Here is a 21,889-nt window from a genome sequence, read left to right as displayed (position 1 = left end):
AAAATAAAAAAAGAGAGGTTTTAACCTCTCTTTTTACGCGGATGTCATTTCCTCAAATACGGCTGATACCTTTTCAAACTCATCATCATCTTCAATTGAAGACCATTCACCATCATCTTCAATTTTTAAAAAGAAAACATCAATTTCTTCTTCTGTTTCAATTAAAACTTCTTCCACAAACGCAACAGCAATATAATCGTGCCCTTCAATCGTCATTTTTCCAAGCACTTCAATATCTTGCTCTTGATCATTTTCATCTAAAATTGTAAAAATCTCTCCCGTTTCAATGCGTTCCATCTTATTCCCTCCTATTTTAACCTCATTATTCGTTCACTAACATGTATTCCCCTTTAGAAAAGGTTTCATGCTTATAAAAGTAGAATCTACTTTTTAAAAGGCAAAAGAATGTCTACGGTAGTTCCTTTTCCAAGTTCACTTACAAAGTTAATTTCTCCTCTATGCTCTCGAATGATCTTATAGCACACCATCAGTCCAAGCCCCGTTCCTTTCTCTTTGGTACTATAAAAAGGTTTTCCTAAATGCTGCATTCTTTCCTGCGTGATGCCAGGCCCCTCGTCGCTAAACCGGACAACAAGGTTCTCCTGATTAAATCTTTTTAATTGAATCGTTACGGTTCCTCCACTTGGCATAGATTCGACTGCATTTTTAAATATATTGCTAAATACCTGCTTCAACTGATTTTCTTCGCATAATACGAGAGGAAGATGAAGATCAATTTCTTTTTTTACGTGAATTTTCTCTGTAATCCGCTGCACCTCAGCTAGCTTTAAAGTATTCTCTAAAATATCTTGGACGCGCTTGTCTTTGTAGGTTTTCGCCTGAGGCTTTGCAAGACTCAAGAACTCATCGGCAATCAATTCAATTCTATCTAACTCATGATTTATCATTTCTACATAGTAAGGCTGATCGCTCGTTTCTTTTAATAACTGCATAAATCCTTTTACCGCCGTCAGAGGGTTTCGAATTTCGTGAGCGATACCCGCTGCTAACTGTCCGACTAAGGAAAGCTGAGCAGATTCACGCAGCAATTTTTCAGTTTTTTTACGTTCTGTAATATCACGAAACAAAACTTGAATGGCCTGCTTTCCCATATAGGGAATAGGAAAAGCAATGGTTTCGGCATCAATCGTATGACCGTCTTTATGAATAAACTTTTCTTCCTGTAGGTCTACAGATTTATTTTCTGTTTTCATTCGATAAATTCGCTGTTTTACAACATCATAGTAATCAGGGTGAACAAATTGATAAACACAAGCTCCTAATACGTCTTGAGGATTCTTGTATCCTAGCGCTTTGGCTCCTGCAGGGTTGATATAATCAATTTTCTCTTCACTATGAACGATAATCGCTTCCGGGGATAACTCAATCAAGCTTCGGTAGCGTTGTTCGCTTTCTTTTAAAGCCGTCTCATCCTGCTTGCGCGATGTTATATCTCGATAGACAAAAGCAATGCATAGCGGCCAATCATTCATATTTTCAACGCGGAATAGTGTGACGCTTACATTAATTAAATGCCCGTCTTTATGCTGTCTGACCGTCTCAAATTCCGTTTTCGATTCCCCTGATTGAATAGTTTTATGAAGTTCGCACACTGGCTCCTTTAAAAACGAAGGTATAATCGGAAGGGGCTTTTGATAAATTTCTTCAAACGTCCAGCCAAATGTATTCTCAAACGCAGGGTTCACTTGAAGTGTTTTCCCTTCTAAGTCAACGATTGCAACAGCATCTGCGTTATGATAAATAAAAGGCTGAATCTGTTCTTTTTTCTCCTGATAACTAGTTATATTCACGCAATGTCCCATAATTTCAGGCTTTTCTGTGTAAGATAAAGGGGTTAAGTTTACTACATAGCGTTTATCATTTATTTGAAGCTCGTACATAAGCTTTTTCTTTTTATTTAGTGCTTCGAAAAAATGCTCATACGAGACCCATTCTTCTAGAGGTATTTTTTGCTCATGAACGCTTTCACCTTGATACATACTGTAAACAAGATGGTCGTCTTTTTGTTTGTAAGCAAATATGATTCCTAGCGCCTCAGCTGAATGATTTTCTGCATGTAATCGAACTATTTTTTTATTTTCGTTCATCGTTCATATTTACCTACCCCTCACTAGCATCTTTCCTAATCGTTCTCATTCTCTTAATTTTACATGAGGATTTTAGAATTTACTAGATAAAGAAGCGGATATTTTCCATTCACTCACGCAAAGAAAGCGCCTGTATAGGCGCTTTCTTTATGGGAATATGAATTACTTTGGATGATGTGTTTTATGACAGTGCCGCTTCGGGATAAAACCATTTTGCTCCATATGCTGATAGCGATTTTCCATATGTGAAGAAATTTTTTGACTCTCCGTTTTGCTTAGCACGCCGTACTCGACATATTTTGAAAGTATTTCTTTCTTTTTTTCGAACATTTCTTTGTACAGCACGGACAGTTCCTGCTTTTGCTGAGAAGTCAGCTGCACGTCTTTTGTTTCTGGCTGAGGATTGTTTTCCGCTAATACAGGCGTCGCACTCATAAATAAAAAAGCTGCTGCTGCACTTATCATAATCTTTCGCAAACAATCTACTTCCTTTCATCATATAGTAGTTATAGTTTGCGAACTTCTATTTGTTTTCATTCATTCTATTTGCTTAAGACTCGATAGCTCCTCTTACATCATAGTCGCTAAGATCAATTTCCATTTCCATTTCAAGTGCTAATTTAGCAAGCTCTGAACCAAGATAAGGGCCCGACGTTAAGCCTGAAGCTCCGAGACCATTCGCTACTAGTATTCCTTCGTAAGCCGGAAGAGCCCCAATGACTGGCAAGAAGCCTGGAGTAAATGGTCGAAACCCTACCCTTGTTTCTAAGATCGTGCTTTCTGTTAAGCCGGGAGCAATTGATAAGGCCTTTGAAAAAATTTCGTGAAGCCCTCCAGCAGTTACTCTCAAGTCATAACCCGTGTCGTTTTCATGTGTTGCTCCAATGACAATTTGACCTTGTTCAAACGAAAGAATATATTGGTCGCTTGGAGGCATCACAACGGGCCAGTCTTTTGTATCTAAATCAGGAAGATGCAAGTGGACAATTTGCGCTTTTTGAAAGCTTGCTAAAAATTTCACTCCAAGAGGCTCTAGTAATTGATTTGCCCACGCTCCTGCTGTCACGATTGTTGTACTTGCTAGAAGGGTTTGTCCATTTACGGCAACGCCCGTTACTTGATTATTTTCATAAAGTAGTTCTGCGTTTCCTTCTATTATTTTTGCACCGTTTTTCTTCGCTGCATTCACAAGTGCGTTTCGAAGAGCTCTTCCGTTAACGCGAGCGGCTCCACTAATATGAACTGAACTGTATTCTTCCGAAAGAACCGGAAACAAAGCCTGTGTTTCTTTAGCGGATAAACGTGTAATCTCGCCTATTTCGGGAGCTTCTTCCCGACGCTTATATGCTCTTTCTTCCATTTTTTTAATCTTTTGTTCATCAGTTTGTAAGCTAATTGCTCCTACTCGCTTATATCCCGTATCCGTTTCTCCATCTTCTTCTAATTGCTGAATTAATGTTTGATAGTACTTGGCGCCGCCTTTTGCTAAGCGGTACCATGCTTTATTTCGACGCTGTGAAAGCCATGGACAAACGATTCCTGCTGCTGCATCAGTAGCTTGACCGGCATCCTTGCGATCTATTAATGTCACATCTGCCCCTGCTTTTGCTAAATGATATGCTGTAGAAGCTCCAAGTATCCCAGCTCCAACTACGATGTATGTTTTCATACCAAAACACCCTTTTCTTTCTTCTAGTATTCTCATGCTATATGTATGCAATTTTAGCATAGCAAAAAAAGAAGCCACATACTAGGCGAAGCTATTTTTAGCTTATTTTTGAATCTTGCTGAATTTGACGTATTGCTCCTTTCATTTAAGCTCCTTTACCGAGACTATAGCAGGATGAAGCGAAACATAAATAGTGATAGTACATTTTTAACGCTTTTCTATTATAGGTTCTGAATAAAAAGATAAAAGAATAAAACCACTATAATATGTAAATAAAAAGAAATAACCATTATTTTAAGGAGAGCGCATGCAATCTTCATTTGTATTATTTTTTATCATTCTTGGTTTACTATTTGGCAAGTGGCGAAGGTATCAAGAATACTATCCTACTTTGCTGTTTTGGATTACGGGGAATTTGCTTTATGAAGTGCTGCTGTTTCATCACCGGGTATGGGTATTTCACCCTGTTGGTATTGATCACCTTTTTCTACCCGATCACCTAATGGTTTCCCTTGGAATAACCTTAATTATTTATCCGTTTGTCATACCGGTATTTTTAGGAAGGCTGCCGCTGCATGTAAGCGGCCGGCTGTGGTGGATTCTTTTGTGGGCGCTTTTATTTACTGTGATTGAGTTCATTGCTTATGTTAATCACAGTATCACTCATCATTATGGATGGTCGCTGCTGTGTTCTTTTCTCTTCAATATTGTCACGTTCTCACTTTTAGTAATTCATCAGAAGACAGCGCTGGCTGCTTGGATACTATCTGGAAGCTTCATAGCTTTTTTATTTATTTTCTTTGATATTCCTATGCCTTAACTTTTCATTGACTAGACGGAGGAAAAGGAAATATAATAGGAGTTACATTTAAATATAATTTTCCTCTCTGAGAATAGAGGTGCATGAAATCAAGAGTCACTTATTGGAGACTAATGGAGTCTGTGAAGATAAGTAAAAGGGATTTCGTGCCGAAGTATATAAACATCCATTGTGTTCATATACTGGTTCAGTATTGAATAAATGCTGAGCTGTCACAAACCATTTGGTTTGTGGAGAGCTATTGAAGAGATGTTGATGCCTAGAATGTAATAATACTTTATTATTATGAAACCAAGACGCGTGAACATCACTTCACGGGTCTTTTTTGTGTTTTTCTACTGACCATCAAAGTTATAGTTGAATGATTCAAATGGAGGGATACGGATTATGTACTTACATGGAACGAGTAAAATTAACAGCAGCAATCATTTAGAAATTGGGCAGTGCGATACGGTCGAACTGAAAAAACAATACGGCACTCCCCTATACATCTACGATCAAGAATTAATTGAGACGAAATGCAAGGCCTTCCATTCAGCCTTTCAAAGAAGCGGATTTTCATATCAAATCGCCTATGCAGGGAAAGCGTTTCTTTGTATGGAAATGGCTAGCCTTTTAACGAAGCTTGATATGTCATTAGATGTGGTCTCAGGAGGCGAATTATTTACAGCTCTTGAAGCTGGATATCCAGCTGAACGCATTCATTTTCACGGAAATAACAAAACGATTGAAGAAATTGAAATGGCACTTGATGCGAATATTGGCTGTTTTGTTGTAGATAACTTCACCGAACTTGAAGTTTTGCATGCCTTAGCAGCTGAGCGAAAACAGAAAGCATCTATTCTTCTGCGTGTTACTCCAGGGATTGAAGCCCATACACATGAATATATTATGACCGGACAGGAAGACTCCAAGTTTGGATTTGGTCTTTCCAATGACCAAGCCATGAAAGCAGTAAGTTCTGCATTAGAAAAACCTTACTATGATCTTTTAGGCATTCATTGTCATATTGGTTCGCAAATTTTTGAAGTAGATGGTTTTTCTCGCGCCATTGATATTTTAACTGATTTCTTATTCAGCATTCGTGATAAAATGGAATTTGAAGTAAAAGTTTTAAACGTAGGTGGTGGTTTTGGTATTCGTTATACCGAAAGCGACTCTCCTCTTCCAGTTGAGTATTATGTAGATGCACTGACAGAAAAGCTAAGCCGTACGTTAACTGAACAAAATTATACCCTTCCGGAAGTCTGGATTGAGCCTGGAAGAAGCATCGTAGGAGAAGCAGGTACAACGCTTTATACAATTGGCTCAACGAAGGAGATTCCAGGTGTACGCAAATACGTGGGAATTGACGGCGGCATGACCGATAATATTCGTCCTGCTCTGTATGATGCAAAGCATGAAGCTGTCTTAGCTAATAGAGTGACGGATAAAAAAGATGAAACGGTATCGATTGCGGGGAAATGCTGCGAATCAGGAGATATGCTTATTTGGGATATCGATTTACCGCGCGTTAATCAAGGAGATTTATTAGCAGTGTCCTCTACAGGTGCCTACAACTATTCAATGGCTAGCAATTACAACCGCATTCCGCGCCCTGCTGTTGTATTTGTGAAAAATGGAGAAGCTCGTCTTGCTGTAGAGCGAGAAACATACGAAGATTTGGTGCGAAAAGATGTAAGACCAGTCGTTACTACGTATGCAATGAGCAAATAATAGCTGTTCTTGCGTAGTAAAGAAGCTATTGTTGTTTGGAGGAAATCTAACTATGGTTTTAAGTGTGTTTAAAACGTACAGATCATCGCTTATTCTGCTTCTCGCTATTTTAATTGGCGGGATAGCAGGATATGCTATCGGGCCCGATGTGGCAGTCGTAAAGCCCTTTGGTGATTTGTTTCTTAATTTAATGTTCATGATTATCGTTCCCCTTGTCTTTTTTAGTGTGGCTTCGGCAATTGCAAACATGAACGAAATGAAACGTCTCGGTAAAATTATGCTAGGTATCGCCGTTGTGTTTATCGCTACTGCTGCTGTTTCAGCTGTTCTCGGCTTTTTAGGTGCATCACTTTACAATCCGCTGCACAACGTAGATACTTCTGCCATTAAAGAATTAATGGGTGACAGTGAAAATACAGCTGAAAAAATGACGTTTTTAACTCAGCTTGTTAGCACATTTACTGTACCTGATTTTGTTCAGTTATTTTCGAAAGAGCATATTTTACAATTAATTGTCTTTGCCGTCATTTTCGGTATTGCTACCACAATGGCCGGTGAAAAAGGACAGCCTATGGCGAAATTTCTGACTTCAGGTCAAGAAGTATCGATGAAGGTTGTTAAAATTGTGATGTACTATGCTCCAATTGGTTTAGGTTGCTATTTTGCTACTGTAGTAGGAGAACTTGGACCAAAGATCTTACAAGGGTACGCTAGAGCATTTATTCTTTATTTATTAATTGCAATCGTTTACTATTTTGGCTTCTTTACGCTATACGCATGGATTGCTGGCGGTAAAGCAGGAATTAAGCTGTTTTGGAAAAATGCAGCTGCTCCTTCTATCACCGCTATTGCTACCTGTTCTTCTGCTGCATCTATTCCAGTCAACTTAGATGCAACAAAGAAAATGGGTGTGCCGCTGGATATTGCTGAAACGGTGATTCCATTAGGAGCAAACACGCATAAAGATGGTTCTGTTATCGGTGGTATTCTAAAAATTGTTTTCTTATTCAGTTTGTTTGGCAAAGATATGACCTCTGCTACGAGTATTTTGAGCATTTTAGGCGTAGCCTTTTTAGTTGGAGCCGTAATGGGAGCAATCCCTGGAGGCGGTATGATTGGCGAAATGTTAATTATTACAATTTACGGATTTTCGCCAGAAGTTCTGCCCATTATTGCGGTCATTTCCACAATTATTGACGCCCCTGCTACGCTCTTAAACAGTACGGGAAATACAGTAACAGCGATGCTTGTTACAAGGTTTACAGAAGGAAAAGACTGGATTAACAAAATTATCACCACCGATAAAGTCGCCTAGTAAAAAAGCAAAAGGAACAGTCTTAGTGACTCTCCCTTTGCTTTTTTCTTGTGCAGTAATATCGATAGCGGTGTATAAAGTCTGTAAATACGCACATTCTATAGGTATGTTTCATAACCGGACTGGAGGTGTCGTCTAATGAGTAACGCTGCAGGAGGTTCAAAGAAGAATCAACCGAATGATGCAAATCACGTAAGTGCAGAAACAAAAGCTCATCAAAAACGTCTCACTGAGCAAAACAAACAAGAGCATCAGGCTGAAGAGCGAAAATAAAATTACGTCAAAGAACGTTTGGCACAACCCCTGCGTTCTTTGACGTAATTTTTTTAGACAAGGCTTCATAACACCGCTCGTTATAGGTATATCGTACAACCTCCTTTTAAACTTTTACATATTCTATTAATAGGTTTGTAAAAGGAGGAATAGTATGGTGTTTTCCTGGCTAGAGATTACAGCCGCAGCCTTTGGACTTTCAGTTATTTTGATAAGTTTTGCATTTTTGCCCGAACGTCCATGCAAAAATCTTTATATCCCTCATCAGCTAGTAGCAAAATCTATGTTTCTCTCTAAAAAGATTATTCGTTTTATAAATCAATTTCGACAGAAACTTTAGTTCATTTCCTTTCCCTGTTTTTATTCATTGGATACATCCCCCTCTTTTTAATCAGCGCATTTACAGTAAATAATTTAATGGTTAAAATAAAGAGTAAAGAAAAAGGATAAGCAGTTTGCAGAAATGGAGTTTCACATGGAAATCAGAGACTTAGAATACTTTATAGAGGTAGCAAATCATAAAAATTTTACAAAGGCAGCGCTGCAAGTTCATTTGTCACAAACGGCTTTAAGTAAAGCCGTCAAAAAAGTAGAAAATGAACTAGGATTTGAGCTTCTTGATCGTTCGACAAGAGAATTAAAGCTAACCGATGCAGGAAAAGTTGTGTATCATCAGGCAACTAAAGCTCTGTCGGTGTTAAAAGACATGCCTCACTTGTTGGGAGATTTAATGAACTTGCAAACAGGGCAAATCAAGATGGGAGTCCCTCCGCTCATCGGGACCTTGTTTTTCCCGAAGATTGCAAAAGCATTTAATGAACAATACCCTAAAGTATCTCTAGAGCTTATTGAATTTGGAGCAAAAAAAATTGAAGCACTTGTGGAGGAGGCTGGTGTAGATATGGGGATTGTTATGCTTCCTCTCACAAGCGGTCATGATGAACATTTTCACGTATACCCGTTCGTTAAGGAGAGATTCCTTTTATACGCGCATAAAAACCATCCTTTAGCAAAACGTTCTTCCGTTTGGATGAAAGAATTGGAGCATGAAAAATTCATTATGTTCAGTGAAGAATTTACGCTGCACGACCGGTTAATTCAAGATGCTTTAAAATCAGGCTTTGTGCCTTCTATAGCGTATAAAAGTTCTCAATGGGATTTAATTATTGAATTAACAGCGGCAGAACTAGGTATTGCTATTTTACCTGAATCGCTTTATGCCAAAGTGAAAGATCCTAATATTATTACGATACCTATTGCAGATCCTGAAATGATGTGGGAACTTGGAATTATTCTGTTAAAAGAGCGCTACAGTTCATTCGCTGTACGAGAATTGATTAATTTTTTAACCGAAAAACAAATGACAGATAAATTGAGGCCCATTTAAAAAAGAGGCTGGAACAAAAGTATGTTAGTTGAAGGACAATCCGAACGAGTTTGATTGAGAATCCAACTCGTTCGGATTTTTTTAGGGTGATGATGAACGTAGGTTTCATGTATGTATTTGCTTCTAGCTGTTGATTGGAGGGCAAGGCGGAGACTCCTGCGGGAAAAGCGGAATAGGTGAGACCCCACAGGAGCGGAAGCGACGAGGAGGCTCACCGGCCGCCCGCGGAAAGCGAAGTCTTGCACGGAAATCAACAGCGTTGTGACAAGTAATCCATACGAGCTCATTGATCCCATTTGTTCATCTTTAGATTGGATGGATTTAGTTATGTCTCCGTCTCTTTTTATGTGTAATACAAATTTTATCATTCAACAATCCCTAAAATGAATCCATCATAGCCTTTGCTTCCAACGGTTTGTATAGCTGTGGCGCTGATTCGTTTTTCTTGAGCCAGAGCATTCATAAATTGGCGAATCCCCTTTACATTTTCATCTTTACTTTCTGAGTTCACCACATGCCCTTGACGAACAACATTATCACAAATAATCAGACTTCCTTTTTTCGATAATTCTAGAGCCCACTTTAAGTAATTTGGGTTATTCGGCTTGTCAGCATCAATAAAGATAAGATCAAACGGCTCTGTTCCCCTATCCTTTAATACAGCTAATGTATCAAGCCCGGGGCCGACAATGACTTCTACTAAGTGACTTACTCCCGCTCTTTTTAAATTAGCTCTTGCTACTTCCGCATGCTGAGCGCTTAACTCGAGTGTAATCAGCTGTCCGTCTTTCGGAAGAGCTCTGGCTAGCCAAATCGTGCTGTACCCTCCAAGAGTACCAATTTCCAAAATGCGTTTAGCTCCTTTTAATGAAGCTAACAAATGCAGAAACTTTCCTTGACTAGGCGATACGTCGATGGCAGGTAATCCAGCCTCTTGATTTGCCTTCAATACCTCATCAAGAATGGGGTCAGGTTGTATAAGCTTATCATTCATATAAAGATCCACTTCATTCCAAATTTCATATATAGACATTTCCATACTCCTCCACATAAGTGATAAAAGCTTTATTATTGTTTCAAAGATACGAATATGTTCTTCTCATATCCAGCTTGTTGCCGTAATCGTTCGTATTATGAATGTGTTCTAGCTCTCTAATAAACTATCCTGCTCGCTCTTAAAAAGAATTGTTATATGTCCATAAAAAAAAGACCTTCAGAGAGGTCTTTTTTATCTTTAAATCATCGTAACTTTACTAAGATCTATCTTGGCACTTTTTAAAAAGTTATATGTCAATTTATCCATTTTTGCACCTTCAAAATCGGATTTCTTTAAATCTGATCCTCGAAACTGTACATTTAGCAAAGTTGCGTTGCGAAATGAGGCTTTTTTTAATGATGTTCCTTCAAAGATTGTTCCGTTAAATATTTCTTCGTCAAATACAATGTCTGTTAAATTACATTGCTTAAAGTACGTACTGTCATAGATACAGTCTTTAAAACTGGCCTGTTTAAAATTTGCCCATTTAAATTGTACGCCTGTCAAATTAACGTGATGAAATATTGCTTTCGTTAAATTGCTGCTTTTAAACATGCAGTCTGTAAGATCTGCGTAGCTAAAATCAGATTCATTCAAATTACTTGCATTAAATTTCCCTTTATACACCGATACAGAACGAAAATCAGATTTTGTAAGCTCGGTCTTTGAAAAATCCATAGGGACGGTTTGCTTCAATTCCTTTGTTTCTACATTCATTGATTGAATAAGCTCTGTGATATCACCGATAGAATTGATTGTCATATAATAAGCCTGTTCTTCATTATGTCCGTCTTTTTTGTAATCTGTAAATTTTTCCTGCAAGTTCTGTGATAATTCTTCTTCTAGATCTTGAACATTTTTTACATCCTGATAAGGAGCCAAAATGTTATGCACATGATTTTTTATTTTTTCGTTCATTTATAACATCATCCTTTCTTACAACAATAAATCAATAATTTTTTTCGCTTGCTCCCAGTTTTCTTTGTTTTGTTTATATACGCTTTTTCCTTGTTCTGTAATTTTATAGTATTTTCTGCGACCGCCTTGTACAGCATCTCCCCAGTAAGAAAGAATATGACCGTCTTTTTCCAGGCGCTTCAAGCTTGAATACATTGTGGCTTCTTTTAATTCATACTGCTCTTTAGAGTAGGTATAAATAAGCTTACTAATTTCATAACCATACTTATCGCCGCTGAGAAGTAATTTCAAAATCATTGTATCTGTATGTCCCCGAAGTAAATCTGAAGACATTTTTGCATATACCAAAGTATCACCTCTTTATGTATAATTTAAATCATATTACTATGACAGTAAAGGTATTATATTTAATAAACTACTTTGATTTATAATTGCGCATATATGTAAACAGCTCAACCAGTAGAAAATAGCCGGTACGTTTTTACCGGCTATTTTCTAGAAGACAATTTATTATTCGTTATGACTAGACTTAAATACTATCGGGATACGTTCTGTTTCTATTTTCCAAATCATGTGATGGTATCCTTTACTCCAGTAATCTTTTACTAAATAATGTGGTGCTCCAAATATGTTTTTCCATACTTCCTGAGCATTTTTGTATCCGCTGTCCAAACAAATTTTTTTAATTTCTCTGCTTTGAAGCGTAAGCAGCATAGTATGTAAAAGCAGTGTCCCTACACCTTTTCTTTGGTACTTTGGATGAACAAAAACTGTGCCGATTTCAATCCATCCTTGCAGCTCTCCTTTTGTACACGCCGTAATTAATTCACTAGCAGGACCATATTCAATACAACCAATAATCTTATTGGTGCACGTATCTATTCCGAGCCAAAAGAATCGATGTTTTCCATCGCTATCAAGGTCGCTTTTTAAATATTGTTCTTTACTTTCAATTTCTATTTGTATATCGTTCACCATGTCAGATAGACCCTCTCTATGAAAGGTATCTGTGATCACTTCATTAAAAAGCTCGTGGAGTTCTGCGCTGTCTTCTATTTTTGGTCTTCTTATTTCAATATGATGCAATGTTCATTCCTCCTTGTTATTTCACGGCAGAATATGAAGCTTTACCATTATTATTTATCAATATATGTTGATAATCCTTTTCTCTTTCTACAGTTTTTCCAATAAAAAAGCACGAGAAACTTTGAGTTCTCGTACTTTTTTATAATATGGATTCTGCTTTTCTATTGGGAACTGTTAATACTGATTCACAAAGCTCTGGATTTTACATACGAATTCAGAAAGATTCTCCTTTATCTCTTTATCCTCTGTTTTCTCTACTTGCTCCTGTATGGCATCAATCATTAAACGTGCTCTTTTAGGATCTATAGAGGCCGGTTGGCTGCTATTGTTTGATAGACTTTTCAAAATTTGATTAGTCATTTTGTTTTTATCATGAATATAAAATAATATTTGAGGAACTTGATTAATTAACAAATTTACGTATCTGCGAAACTCCTCTATCTCATATAATTCTCTTGAATTACCTTTAAAGCCATCAACGGAAAGCATAAGACTCTGGTAGCCTTTATCACTGCGTTGATTAAGTGCTTTAATCACTTTCAAAAACCGATCGAACTTTAGATAACGTATTTCGTCTTTCTTTAATTCTAAAAATTCAATTTCTCCTTTTTCCAAAAAGGGATCCTTGATAAGACTATTATCATTCATATACATTCTCTCCCTACTAATTTATTAGTTGCAGAGCTTGTTTTGAATTCATTTGTCTATCGTTTTAGTAATTGTTTACCTCTTTTAGGCCCGTTTTAAAACCTTTATTTGTAAAACGCTTACATAAATGTTCTCAATTGCCTGACATGTTGACGGAACCCTGCTTATTATCTGATAAATGACGAATGAAAAAAGAGAGTGAGGTATAACGAAATGAATCCAATCTAAAGACGGAAAATCGGGATAAATGAGCTGGACTGCTTGTGACACCACTGTTGATTTCCGTGCATGGCTCCGCTTTTCCCGCAGGTGTCTTCGCCTTGCCCTCCAACCAACAGCTAGAAGGACCTGCATACACGAAATCTACGATCACCATGATCATAAAAAACCACGAACTATTTATCCATTTTTAATAGATAGTTCGTGGTTAACGTTAACGAACCGACTTTTGTCCCAGCCTCTAAAAAAAACTATAGGAATGATGATGACTTTATATCTTATTTGCTTCTTTTAATACTGCTAATAAATATTCCCACGTCTTAATAGTAGACGGAATGCTCAGGTGTTCATCAGGTGTATGAACGTCGTACATATCGGGTCCGAGCGAAATGGCGTCTAATCCAGGGATTTTTTCTAGAAAAATACCGCATTCAATTCCAGCATGGATGGCTATGATCTCCGCCTCTTCTCCATACTTTTCTTTGTAAACCTTTTTACATAATTCACGAATTTTTGAATCTCCATTGTACGCCCATTCAGGATAATTACCTTTTGTTTCAACTCTTCCTCCGACTACTTGAGCAAGTATGCGCACTTGGCTTACTATTTTTTCTTTTAAGCTTTTTACTGAGCTGCGGATTTCATTTTGAAAAACAATCTCAGACTCTGTCGTCGTAATCACACCTAAGTTGGTAGAAGATTCTACTAATCCTTCAATATTCATACTCATGCTTTGAACGCCGTTTGGTGTTAGCATAATGGCTTGTACAATTCGTTCTGTTGTTTCTTTTGTAAAACATTTCTTAACGGAAGAAGATTTGTTCATTTCCACATACACGCTCGGATCAGCCGCTTGTAATTCATTTTTTACTATTTCGTTCCACTTACGAACCTTATCTTCTAGCTTCCCTACCTCAGAAGGCTCGACCGTTAGAATTGCTTCTGATTCACGGGGAACCGCATTTGATTTTAATCCTCCACTAATGCTGCTTAAGGAGTAGGAAAGTTCTTGTTGTAAATCATATAGCACCCTACCTAGCAGTTTATTAGCATTTCCTCTTTCTTTGTCAATTTCCATTCCGGAATGTCCGCCGCGCAATCCACCGATGCTTAAGCTGTATGTTTCTGAGTTATCGGAAGACGATTCCCAGTTTACAGGAATACGAAGCACGCCTTTTACCCCGCCTGCGCTGCTGACAAGCAGCTTTCCATCTTCTTCTGTATCAAGATTAATAAAGATTTCCCCTTCAAAATGAGCTGGATTTACAGTAATGGCTCCGCCCATAGTTGTTTCTTCCTCAGTAGTAATGACTACTTCAAGAGGGGGGTGCGCTATATTGTGAGCATCTAGTAAAGCCAGTGCATACGCCACTGCAATCCCGTTGTCAGCTCCTAGCGTAGTACCATTTGCATAAAGCATATCTTCCACAATTCGCAGTTGAAGCGGATCTTTTTCGAAATCATGGACAGTTCCTTTATTTAACTCGCATACCATGTCCATATGTCCTTGCAAAATGATGGCTGGAGCATCTTCATATCCTTTAGCTGCCGGCTTTTTAATGATTACATTTAAAGCCTCGTCTTGTATAACTTCAAGGCTTCTTTCTTTTGCAAAAGAAACTAAATAGTCACTAATTTTCTTTTCATTTCCAGATTCTCTAGGAATAGCTGAAATTTCGTTAAAGAAATAAAAAACCGGATGTTTAATTAAGTCATTTACTGTTTGCACCATATGTATCATCCTTTCTAATCTGTACGCTTTTTTATCATACTATTTATCTTTACAGTAGAAATAGCATATGAGGCTTTTTTATGTATAGCCTAGTTATATTCTAACGTTGATTAACTCAATAGAATAGATATAACCTAAAAAAGCATAAAGGAACTCATTAGACTCCTTTATGCTTTTGATGATTTATTCTATTTTTTATTGAGCTGTATATCCGCCGTCCATTACTACCGCTTGACCAGTTACACCTTTTGCTTTATCACTAGCCAAGAAGATAGCATAGTCAGCAATTTCGCTCACGTCTAGTAATCTTTTTTGAGGGACTAAAGGATAAATAACTTCTTCAAGAACGCTTTCCAATGGTACGTTTCTTGTTTTAGCTAAACCATCTAACTGACCTCTAACTAATGGTGTATCCACATAGCCAGGACAAAGTGCATTAACCGTAATACCGTGTGCTGCGCCTTCAAGAGCCGCTACTTTTGTTAAGCCAATTACACCATGTTTAGCACTGTTATAAGCTGCTTTGCCCGCAAAACCGATTAAACCGTTGATAGAAGAAACGTTAATAATACGACCGAAACCTTGTTTTTTCATAATCGGAAACGCGTGCTTAATCGCCATAAATGGAGCTGTTAGCATAATTTTAATCATTAACTCATATTTTTCAGTTGGAAACTCTTCGATTGGAGAAACATGCTGCAAACCAGCGTTATTAATGAACGTATGAACCGCTCCAAAATGTGCGTTTGCTGTTTCAATTAAATGTTTGATTTCTTCTTCTTTTGTTACATCGGCTTTGACACCAAGCGCTTCAAATCCAGCTTCACGAAGATTTTGTGTTGCAACTTCTACAGCAGCTTGATCAATGTCGGATAACACAATTTTTCCGCCGTTTTCTGCGAATCGTTTACCTATTTCAAACCCAATTCCTCTTGCTGCTCCTGTGATTACAATTACTTGATTTTCAACCATGTGTATTCTCCTCCTGTTTTTAAATAATACCGGCTGCCGCTAATGCGACTCCTGCAAATAAAGCGATTGTCGGGATGATAAATGCAACAACAAATACGTCTTTATACGTTTCTTTATGCCGAAGACCAGTTACAGCTAAGAGCGTTAACAATGCACCGTTATGCGGTAAAATAGATGCACCTGACGCAACACTTGCAATACGGTGAAGAGCATCGGCACTTAAATTCGTCGTTTGAGACAAGTGATACCACGTATCTCCTAATGCTTGAAGTGCAATACCCATACCACCAGATGCTGAACCCGTGATCATCGCTAGCACTTGAACGCTTAACGCTTCTGAAACGAGCGGATTACTCGAAACGTTTAGCAACACATGCGTGACATCTTTAAACTCTGGCACTGCTGTAATAACCGAGCCAAAACCTACTGCTGCACTCGTGTTAATAACAGCCATCACGGATCCTTTTGCTCCTTCATTTATAGAAGAAATAAACTTCTTATAGTGTTTAAAATTAATAAGTAAAATAGAAAAAATACCAATTAATAACGAAACGATAGGCTCCCATTTTAAAACGTTTAATGTCACGACAACGACAATCAGCGGTAAAATAGCTAATATTACATTCATCGAGTCCTGCTCTTCACTCGCTGCGACCGATGATTCATTAGGCTCGGTAAACCCTTGATTTTTAGCTTTTAATTTTTTATCGCGATAAGCTAACCATAAATATCCTCCTACCGCCATAATAAGACCCGAGACAATTCCAATAATCGAACCGGACATTGCATTGGTTTTAAATGTAGCAGTCGGAATCAGATTTTGAATTTGAGGCGTACCTGGAATCGCTGTCATTGTAAACGTAAATGCTCCGAGTGCAATGGTTGCTGGCAGTAAATTTCGCGATACGTTAGCTTCTCGAAATAGCGCGATTGCTAAAGGATAAATCGCAAAGACAACAACGAATAGACTCACTCCGCCGTATGTCAAAATGGCTGAAGCAATCAGCACCCCTAAAATGGCTCTTTTACTTCCAAATAATTTAGCAATACGCTGCGCCAACGATTTAGCTGCGCCTGTATCTTCCATTAGCTTTCCAAAGACGGCTCCTAATAAAAAGATGGGGAACCATTTTGCAGCGAAATCTACAAACCCTCCCATATAAACATCTGTATAAGTAGGCAGTACTTTTAAACCGCTAAAATAAGCAACGAACGTAGCTACAACAGGTGCCACCCAGATAATAGACCATCCTAGATAAGCAAAAAACATCAACAATAACAATCCTACAATAATAACCACACGGTAACCTCCTTTCCTTTTAATACTTATACATAATGGATTATTTCACAACACAACAAGTTTACACCCGTTAGTTTTATAAGTAAAATGAATAAAAGGAATCAAAACTATGAATAAAAGTCGTATTTTATTTTGAAATTTACACTCGGTTATTTTTCCCCTATAATTTTACTCTGAGTAGAAGCTATAAAATACACTTCCTTCCTTTTTCTTTGTACAAGCTAAGTTTTTTCTGTCACATCCCGCTTTCTTCCTTTATTTTCTTTTCTCTTATAAGTTTTTCCGAACATATAGATGGGTATTTGAATGTTATGACACAGAAAAAGAGGCGATCTTATGCTACATTTCATAACAGACTTACTGAAACAATTTGGAATTTGGGGACTTTTAAGCGGACTGGCCATTGAGGCTTCCTCCCTGCCGTTTCCTGGTTCTCTTCTCACCCTTACCTACGGATACTTATTAAACATGCACATAGTGAAATTATTATTAATTGCTTTTGCAGGAAGCGCCGTTTATACAGCTTTTAGCTTTATACCGTATGGGATAGGCTATAAATTAGAAGATAAGGTAAAGAAAAAATTATCAAAAAAGAAAAAAGCATTTGAGAAATCACAAAAATGGTTTAAAAAATGCGGATTATGGAGTATTGCTATTGCTCGTCCTTTAGGGCTCGGCAACTACATTTCCTACCTTTCAGGGCTATCTAAAGTAAAACCTATGCCGTTTGCTCTGCTCACGTTTCTTGGTATCTTTCCTTTGAATATTGCTATGCTTTGGTTAGGACAAATCGGAAACTTTAAGTCCATTCAATCTTTTATCTCAGATGCACAAACCTATATTCTAATTGCAGCGGTAGTGGCTGTATGCGGATTTTTAATTTATAAGTTCTATTTTAAAAAAAGCAGCTGCAGCGAACAGTCTAGTTCAACGTAAGAGTATAAAAAAAGACCCTTCGGGGTCTTTTTTTATCCAATAGAAATAACGCCTAAAATTAATGCAGCTATTGTCATCACTGCCGTAGTTCCTAGCGCCCACTTAATTAAAAAGCGTTGCAAATCACTAAATTCAATTCCTACCATTCCAATTAATAAGTGAGCTGCTGCTACCAAGGGACTTATCACGTGAACAGGTTGTCCTAAGATAGCAGCTCTTCCAATTTCAGCTGCGCTAATGCCATAACTTTCGGCAGCTTGAGCAATAATCGGCAATACGCCAAAATAAAAGGCATTATTAGACATAAAAAATGTAAAAGGAGCACTTAAAAATGCTACTACAACTGGCAAAAAAGGGCCCATTGCATCTGGGATTATTCCTACAAGTGTATTTGCCATAGCATCAATCATCTTTGTTCCAGACATAATTCCTGTAAAAATACCTGCTGCAATAACAATTGAAACGACGGCTACCGCATTATTTGCATGAGATGAAATTCGCTGCTGTTGATCTTTGATGTTTGGATAATTTATTAATAATGCAATAGCAAACGCTACCATGAACAAAAGCATCAGCGACATAAAGTCCATAATTAAGCACACCATAAGACTAACGGTAAGGAGAAAATTAAACCATACTAACTTAGGACGTCGATAGTCTGGGTGTTGCGCTGTCCCCTCTAATTCATGTGCGTGTGCAATTTCATTTGCAGAATGTTTAATATTGATAACTCCTAACCTTTTTCTTTCCCTTCTTCCAAGGACAAAAGAAACAAGCAGCACCCATAGAAGTCCAAAACCCATTACAGGTATCAAAGGCAAAAACAACTGAGACGAATCTAAATTTAATGAACTCATAGCCATAGCAGAAGCACCTCCCCATGGGGTCATATTCATGACTCCCATAGATAGCATCGCAACTCCTGCCAGGATAAGTGGATTCATTTCTAGACGTTTATATAGCGGAAGCAAAGAAGAGACCGTTATCATATAGGTAGTAGTTCCATCCCCATCTAAAGCAACCATCATTGAAAGCACAGCAGTTCCGACAACGATTTTTAGAGGATCTCCTTTTACAACCTTTAAAATAAATGAAACAAGAGGGTCAAACAATCCTGAATCAATCATTAATCCAAAATATAAAATAGCAAATAAAATCATAATAGCTGTAGGGGCAATGTCTTTTACACCCTCTAGCATCATAGGTCCCATTCCACTAGCAAAACCACCTATTAGACCAAATATGATTGGAATAATTATAAGAGCAACCATTGGGGTAAGTCGCTTTGACATAATTAAATACATGAACACTGCAACCATTAAAAATCCTAATAAAGAAAGCATAGATATTTTTCCTCCTTTTTCGATAACGTTTTCATTTTTATTTACTACACGTTACTAAAAAGGTATCAGTTGTTAAAACAGGTTCATAGATAACCAACATAAGTTTAATATCTTTTATAAAAGTAATTCTTTTCATTTTTTTCATGCATAATTTCTACATAAAAACGAGATAGCGGTTCTTTGTCCGCTATCTCGTTTTTATATAAGATTAGTTACTCGGTATTTCCGCTCAGGCCTCCCTACACTTCCATACACTATTTCCACCTGCATTTCCTTACACGATACTAAATACTCTAAATACCTTCTCATTGTTGAATAGCTGATACCCACTAATTGAGCAAACTCATCTACATTCAAGCTTTTCTGAACTTCGCGAACTTTATCTCTTACTAAACGAAGAGTATGTTTATCAATACCTTTAGGGAATTCTGTTACTGCAGCCGCTGATTGATTGTGGCGGTTATGATGTGTTCTAAATAAATGGTCTATTTTATCTTGGTTAATCATTTTATTTTCAGTTAATTCTGTTCTCGTAGACTGATAATGTTTTAAAGTAGATAAAAATTTATCAATAATTACAGGTTTCACCAAATAACCAAATGCTCCTCCTCTTATTGCTTCCCCTACTGTCTTAACATCATTGGCTGCTGTTATTAAAATAATGTCGATTCCTCGATACTTCTTTCTGATTTCCCATAGCAGTTCCACTCCGTTGATATCTGGTAAAAAGACGTCTAATAAAATTAATTGCGGCGTAAATATTGTTAGTAATTCTAAAGCCTGTTCTCCAGATCCTGCTGTCGCAACAACAGTGAAATGCTCTAGTTTCTTAGTAAACTGTTCATAAATTTGTGCAGCTGTAGAATCATCTTCTATAATCATGACATTAATTTGATTTTCAGTCATATCGATTCTTCCTTTTCATTATTTAATAGCTTTGGGATAACTAATGTGAATCTTGCTCCTTGTAACATACTTTTGCTTATGTATAGTTCACCTTTAAGCAGCTCTACAGATCTTTTAACAATAGTCAATCCAATTCCGTGATTTTCACCTTTTTTCGTTGTGTAACCATCTATAAAAATCATATTTTCTACTTCTTTTGATATCCCTTGTCCATTGTCTTCAACTTCAAAAATCAGGTCATTTCCTACATCTGTAAAAGATACCAGCACGTTCCCTTTATGTTCTCGCACAGCCTCGAGCGCATTATCAATTAAATTCCCCAAGATAGAAACAACGTTTTTTGCGTCTTCGATATCTAAAGTACTTGTTAAGTTACTATCTTGGTCAATTTCTAAAGTAACGTCTAATTCTTTCGAACGATTGATCTTTCCAAGTAAGCATGCCGCAATCAAAGGATCCTTTACAGAAGACATTAAAAAAGAAATAATATCTTGGCGTTCCTTTACCTCTGATGAAATCATTTGCATGACATGCTCATACTTCTTTAACTTTAACAATCCATAAATCACGTTCAGCTTATTTAAAAATTCGTGATTTTGAGCACGTAAATTATCAGAAAACATTTTAATTTTAGAAATCTCTTCTGTCAATTCTTCAATTTGAGATAAAGTTCTTATAGTAAGGACGATACCCTGCACTTCTTTTTTTCTTACAATAGGAGATAAATCTAAAATATACTGCTGACCATCTAGTACAAGGGACTGGTTAGAATACACCCGCTGCTTTTCTATCGCTTGATCAATTAGCTGTCCTAAACGGGCGTTCTTTATCTCTCCTCCTATTTGAAGATGACCAAATAGTTCTCTAGCCCTTCTGTTCATCGACGTTACATATTTTTCGACATTTACAGTAACAGTAGCATCTCGAATGGATTCGAGGGTAGCCTCTTTTTCTTTAAAAAGAAAGGAAATTTCCTCCGGTTCAAGTCCAAATATTAGTCTTTTTACCCGCCTTGCGATGAAAAAAGCTCCAAATGATCCAATAAGAAAAGGAATACAGGACAGTTTAATAATTTTTATTCTATAATCATTAATCTGTTTTTCTATATTGCTTACAAGAAACCCTACCGAAGAAACGCCTATTACGTTTCCTCGGCTATCCCATATGGGGGTTTTGGCTTTAATTGCAAATCCTGAAATTCCTTTTCCTTTATAAATAATGGATTGATGCTCCTTTAAAGCAGCTTCGTTGCTTGTCTTGGTATGTTTTCCAATATAGCTACTATTGGGATGAGAATAGCGGATTCCTTTATCATTAGCGATGGTGACGTAATCTGCCCCAGTGGTTTTTCTTATTTTTTCTGCAACAGGTTGGATGTTCTCAGAAGGATTTTTATTCTTAAAAGCTTTTACAATCATTTTGTCTTCAGAAGCTAATTTTGCTAATGTCATAGCTTGCTTACCCACATATTTTTCGACAATTTCATCTACCATTGCAGAAAATAA

At 37.3% G+C, this 21,889-nt stretch carries 23 protein-coding genes and 1 riboswitch; of the genes, 8 read left to right on the top strand and 15 right to left on the bottom strand.

Annotated elements, in window-relative coordinates; genetic code table 11:
* Positions 1 to 33: 33 nt before the first annotated feature.
* The 4 genes from LIS78_RS12420 to LIS78_RS12405 all read right to left on the bottom strand — a co-directional run bounded on the left by LIS78_RS12420 (position 34) and on the right by LIS78_RS12405 (position 3,777).
* Entirely contained in the window at positions 34 to 297 is a 264-nt protein-coding gene (locus LIS78_RS12420; protein ID WP_013057050.1) for a DUF1292 domain-containing protein, read from the bottom strand.
* Positions 298 to 383: 86 nt separating this feature from the next.
* Entirely contained in the window at positions 384 to 2,108 is a 1,725-nt protein-coding gene (locus tag LIS78_RS12415) for a PAS domain-containing sensor histidine kinase (protein ID WP_252285268.1), read from the bottom strand.
* A gap of 162 nt (positions 2,109 to 2,270) precedes the next feature.
* Positions 2,271 to 2,585 (bottom strand): YckD family protein, encoded by a 315-nt coding sequence (locus tag LIS78_RS12410; RefSeq protein WP_116072259.1) that lies wholly within the window; start codon positions 2,583 to 2,585, stop codon positions 2,271 to 2,273.
* Positions 2,586 to 2,658: 73 nt separating this feature from the next.
* Positions 2,659 to 3,777: an NAD(P)/FAD-dependent oxidoreductase gene (locus LIS78_RS12405; RefSeq protein WP_252285267.1), complete on the bottom strand. Its 1,119-nt coding sequence runs from the start codon at positions 3,775 to 3,777 to the stop codon at positions 2,659 to 2,661.
* A gap of 307 nt (positions 3,778 to 4,084) precedes the next feature.
* On the opposite strand from LIS78_RS12405, the gene LIS78_RS12400 reads away from it, so the two are divergent.
* The 7 genes from LIS78_RS12400 (at position 4,085) to LIS78_RS31375 (ending at position 9,553) form a co-directional block, all read left to right on the top strand.
* Positions 4,085 to 4,597, top strand: a complete 513-nt coding sequence (locus LIS78_RS12400) for a CBO0543 family protein (protein ID WP_014460105.1) — start codon at positions 4,085 to 4,087, stop codon at positions 4,595 to 4,597.
* Between the two features lie 66 nt (positions 4,598 to 4,663).
* Positions 4,664 to 4,846, top strand: a riboswitch (Lysine riboswitch).
* Positions 4,847 to 4,984: 138 nt separating this feature from the next.
* A complete protein-coding gene (gene lysA / locus LIS78_RS12395) occupies positions 4,985 to 6,313 on the top strand; it encodes a diaminopimelate decarboxylase (RefSeq protein ID WP_195780035.1) in 1,329 nt (442 codons plus the stop codon).
* Between the two features lie 52 nt (positions 6,314 to 6,365).
* A complete protein-coding gene (locus tag LIS78_RS12390; RefSeq protein WP_252285266.1) occupies positions 6,366 to 7,628 on the top strand; it encodes a dicarboxylate/amino acid:cation symporter in 1,263 nt (420 codons plus the stop codon).
* A gap of 138 nt (positions 7,629 to 7,766) precedes the next feature.
* Positions 7,767 to 7,901 carry a hypothetical protein gene (locus LIS78_RS31380; RefSeq protein ID WP_013057043.1) on the top strand — a complete coding sequence of 45 codons (135 nt, stop codon included), beginning with the start codon at positions 7,767 to 7,769 and terminating at the stop codon, positions 7,899 to 7,901.
* Between the two features lie 154 nt (positions 7,902 to 8,055).
* On the top strand, positions 8,056 to 8,241 hold the full coding sequence (locus tag LIS78_RS12385; protein ID WP_195780036.1) for a hypothetical protein: 186 nt from the start codon (positions 8,056 to 8,058) through the stop codon (positions 8,239 to 8,241).
* 135 nt (positions 8,242 to 8,376) lie between these two features.
* A complete protein-coding gene (locus tag LIS78_RS12380) occupies positions 8,377 to 9,288 on the top strand; it encodes a LysR family transcriptional regulator (RefSeq protein ID WP_195780037.1) in 912 nt (303 codons plus the stop codon).
* 130 nt (positions 9,289 to 9,418) lie between these two features.
* On the top strand, positions 9,419 to 9,553 hold the full coding sequence (locus LIS78_RS31375) for a hypothetical protein (RefSeq protein WP_268241062.1): 135 nt from the start codon (positions 9,419 to 9,421) through the stop codon (positions 9,551 to 9,553).
* Between the two features lie 99 nt (positions 9,554 to 9,652).
* Here the strand turns inward: LIS78_RS31375 and LIS78_RS12375 are convergent, their stop codons facing one another.
* From LIS78_RS12375 to LIS78_RS12340, 8 genes are all read right to left on the bottom strand, one after another.
* On the bottom strand, positions 9,653 to 10,339 hold the full coding sequence (locus tag LIS78_RS12375; RefSeq protein WP_195780038.1) for an O-methyltransferase: 687 nt from the start codon (positions 10,337 to 10,339) through the stop codon (positions 9,653 to 9,655).
* 183 nt (positions 10,340 to 10,522) lie between these two features.
* Positions 10,523 to 11,242: a pentapeptide repeat-containing protein gene (locus LIS78_RS12370; RefSeq protein WP_252285265.1), complete on the bottom strand. Its 720-nt coding sequence runs from the start codon at positions 11,240 to 11,242 to the stop codon at positions 10,523 to 10,525.
* Between the two features lie 18 nt (positions 11,243 to 11,260).
* Positions 11,261 to 11,590 carry a PadR family transcriptional regulator gene (locus tag LIS78_RS12365; protein ID WP_013057038.1) on the bottom strand — a complete coding sequence of 110 codons (330 nt, stop codon included), beginning with the start codon at positions 11,588 to 11,590 and terminating at the stop codon, positions 11,261 to 11,263.
* A gap of 162 nt (positions 11,591 to 11,752) precedes the next feature.
* Positions 11,753 to 12,328 carry a GNAT family N-acetyltransferase gene (locus LIS78_RS12360; protein WP_195780040.1) on the bottom strand — a complete coding sequence of 192 codons (576 nt, stop codon included), beginning with the start codon at positions 12,326 to 12,328 and terminating at the stop codon, positions 11,753 to 11,755.
* 174 nt (positions 12,329 to 12,502) lie between these two features.
* Complete coding sequence (locus LIS78_RS12355; RefSeq protein ID WP_098598380.1) at positions 12,503 to 12,976, bottom strand: hypothetical protein; 474 nt, start codon at positions 12,974 to 12,976, stop codon at positions 12,503 to 12,505.
* A 490-nt stretch (positions 12,977 to 13,466) separates the two neighbouring features.
* Positions 13,467 to 14,927: an aminoacyl-histidine dipeptidase gene (locus tag LIS78_RS12350; RefSeq protein WP_252285264.1), complete on the bottom strand. Its 1,461-nt coding sequence runs from the start codon at positions 14,925 to 14,927 to the stop codon at positions 13,467 to 13,469.
* Positions 14,928 to 15,122: 195 nt separating this feature from the next.
* Complete coding sequence (locus tag LIS78_RS12345; RefSeq protein ID WP_252285263.1) at positions 15,123 to 15,899, bottom strand: 3-hydroxybutyrate dehydrogenase; 777 nt, start codon at positions 15,897 to 15,899, stop codon at positions 15,123 to 15,125.
* A gap of 19 nt (positions 15,900 to 15,918) precedes the next feature.
* On the bottom strand, positions 15,919 to 17,199 hold the full coding sequence (locus LIS78_RS12340; RefSeq protein WP_252285262.1) for a GntP family permease: 1,281 nt from the start codon (positions 17,197 to 17,199) through the stop codon (positions 15,919 to 15,921).
* 336 nt (positions 17,200 to 17,535) lie between these two features.
* Between LIS78_RS12340 and LIS78_RS12335 the strand changes: the two genes are divergently transcribed.
* A complete protein-coding gene (locus LIS78_RS12335) occupies positions 17,536 to 18,135 on the top strand; it encodes a DedA family protein (RefSeq protein ID WP_098287501.1) in 600 nt (199 codons plus the stop codon).
* 32 nt (positions 18,136 to 18,167) lie between these two features.
* Here the strand turns inward: LIS78_RS12335 and LIS78_RS12330 are convergent, their stop codons facing one another.
* The 3 genes from LIS78_RS12330 to LIS78_RS12320 all read right to left on the bottom strand — a co-directional run bounded on the left by LIS78_RS12330 (position 18,168) and on the right by LIS78_RS12320 (position 21,877).
* A complete protein-coding gene (locus LIS78_RS12330; protein WP_195780042.1) occupies positions 18,168 to 19,478 on the bottom strand; it encodes a CitMHS family transporter in 1,311 nt (436 codons plus the stop codon).
* 198 nt (positions 19,479 to 19,676) lie between these two features.
* Positions 19,677 to 20,384 (bottom strand): response regulator, encoded by a 708-nt coding sequence (locus LIS78_RS12325; protein WP_195780043.1) that lies wholly within the window; start codon positions 20,382 to 20,384, stop codon positions 19,677 to 19,679.
* Positions 20,381 to 21,877, bottom strand: coding sequence for an ATP-binding protein (locus LIS78_RS12320; protein ID WP_252285261.1), 1,497 nt, complete (start codon positions 21,875 to 21,877; stop codon positions 20,381 to 20,383). The genes LIS78_RS12325 and LIS78_RS12320 overlap by 4 nt, the downstream gene beginning before the upstream one ends.
* Positions 21,878 to 21,889: the final 12 nt, after the last annotated feature.

Origin of the sequence: Priestia megaterium, assembly GCF_023824195.1 — a bacterium.
GTDB classification, from domain to species: domain Bacteria; phylum Bacillota; class Bacilli; order Bacillales; family Bacillaceae_H; genus Priestia; species Priestia megaterium_D.
This window is presented reverse-complemented; position numbering and strand designations above follow the sequence as displayed.

What these genes read in the sequence shown, in the direction of transcription:
- LIS78_RS12375 (WP_195780038.1), bottom strand. Translation starts at nt 10,339, where the DNA reads ATGTGGAGGAGTATGGAAATGTCTATATATGAAATTTGGAATGAAGTG.
- LIS78_RS12350 (WP_252285264.1), bottom strand. Translation starts at nt 14,927, where the DNA reads ATGGTGCAAACAGTAAATGACTTAATTAAACATCCGGTTTTTTATTTC.
- LIS78_RS12370 (WP_252285265.1), bottom strand. Translation starts at nt 11,242, where the DNA reads ATGAACGAAAAAATAAAAAATCATGTGCATAACATTTTGGCTCCTTAT.
- LIS78_RS12345 (WP_252285263.1), bottom strand. Translation starts at nt 15,899, where the DNA reads ATGGTTGAAAATCAAGTAATTGTAATCACAGGAGCAGCAAGAGGAATT.
- LIS78_RS12325 (WP_195780043.1), bottom strand. Translation starts at nt 20,384, where the DNA reads ATGACTGAAAATCAAATTAATGTCATGATTATAGAAGATGATTCTACA.
- LIS78_RS12335 (WP_098287501.1), top strand. Translation starts at nt 17,536, where the DNA reads ATGCTACATTTCATAACAGACTTACTGAAACAATTTGGAATTTGGGGA.
- lysA (WP_195780035.1), top strand. Translation starts at nt 4,985, where the DNA reads ATGTACTTACATGGAACGAGTAAAATTAACAGCAGCAATCATTTAGAA.
- LIS78_RS12405 (WP_252285267.1), bottom strand. Translation starts at nt 3,777, where the DNA reads ATGAAAACATACATCGTAGTTGGAGCTGGGATACTTGGAGCTTCTACA.
- LIS78_RS12320 (WP_252285261.1), bottom strand. Translation starts at nt 21,877, where the DNA reads ATGGTAGATGAAATTGTCGAAAAATATGTGGGTAAGCAAGCTATGACA.
- LIS78_RS12420 (WP_013057050.1), bottom strand. Translation starts at nt 297, where the DNA reads ATGGAACGCATTGAAACGGGAGAGATTTTTACAATTTTAGATGAAAAT.
- LIS78_RS12355 (WP_098598380.1), bottom strand. Translation starts at nt 12,976, where the DNA reads ATGAATGATAATAGTCTTATCAAGGATCCCTTTTTGGAAAAAGGAGAA.
- LIS78_RS31380 (WP_013057043.1), top strand. Translation starts at nt 7,767, where the DNA reads ATGAGTAACGCTGCAGGAGGTTCAAAGAAGAATCAACCGAATGATGCA.
- LIS78_RS12330 (WP_195780042.1), bottom strand. Translation starts at nt 19,478, where the DNA reads ATGCTTTCTTTATTAGGATTTTTAATGGTTGCAGTGTTCATGTATTTA.
- LIS78_RS12385 (WP_195780036.1), top strand. Translation starts at nt 8,056, where the DNA reads ATGGTGTTTTCCTGGCTAGAGATTACAGCCGCAGCCTTTGGACTTTCA.
- LIS78_RS12380 (WP_195780037.1), top strand. Translation starts at nt 8,377, where the DNA reads ATGGAAATCAGAGACTTAGAATACTTTATAGAGGTAGCAAATCATAAA.
- LIS78_RS12390 (WP_252285266.1), top strand. Translation starts at nt 6,366, where the DNA reads ATGGTTTTAAGTGTGTTTAAAACGTACAGATCATCGCTTATTCTGCTT.
- LIS78_RS12415 (WP_252285268.1), bottom strand. Translation starts at nt 2,108, where the DNA reads ATGAACGAAAATAAAAAAATAGTTCGATTACATGCAGAAAATCATTCA.
- LIS78_RS12400 (WP_014460105.1), top strand. Translation starts at nt 4,085, where the DNA reads ATGCAATCTTCATTTGTATTATTTTTTATCATTCTTGGTTTACTATTT.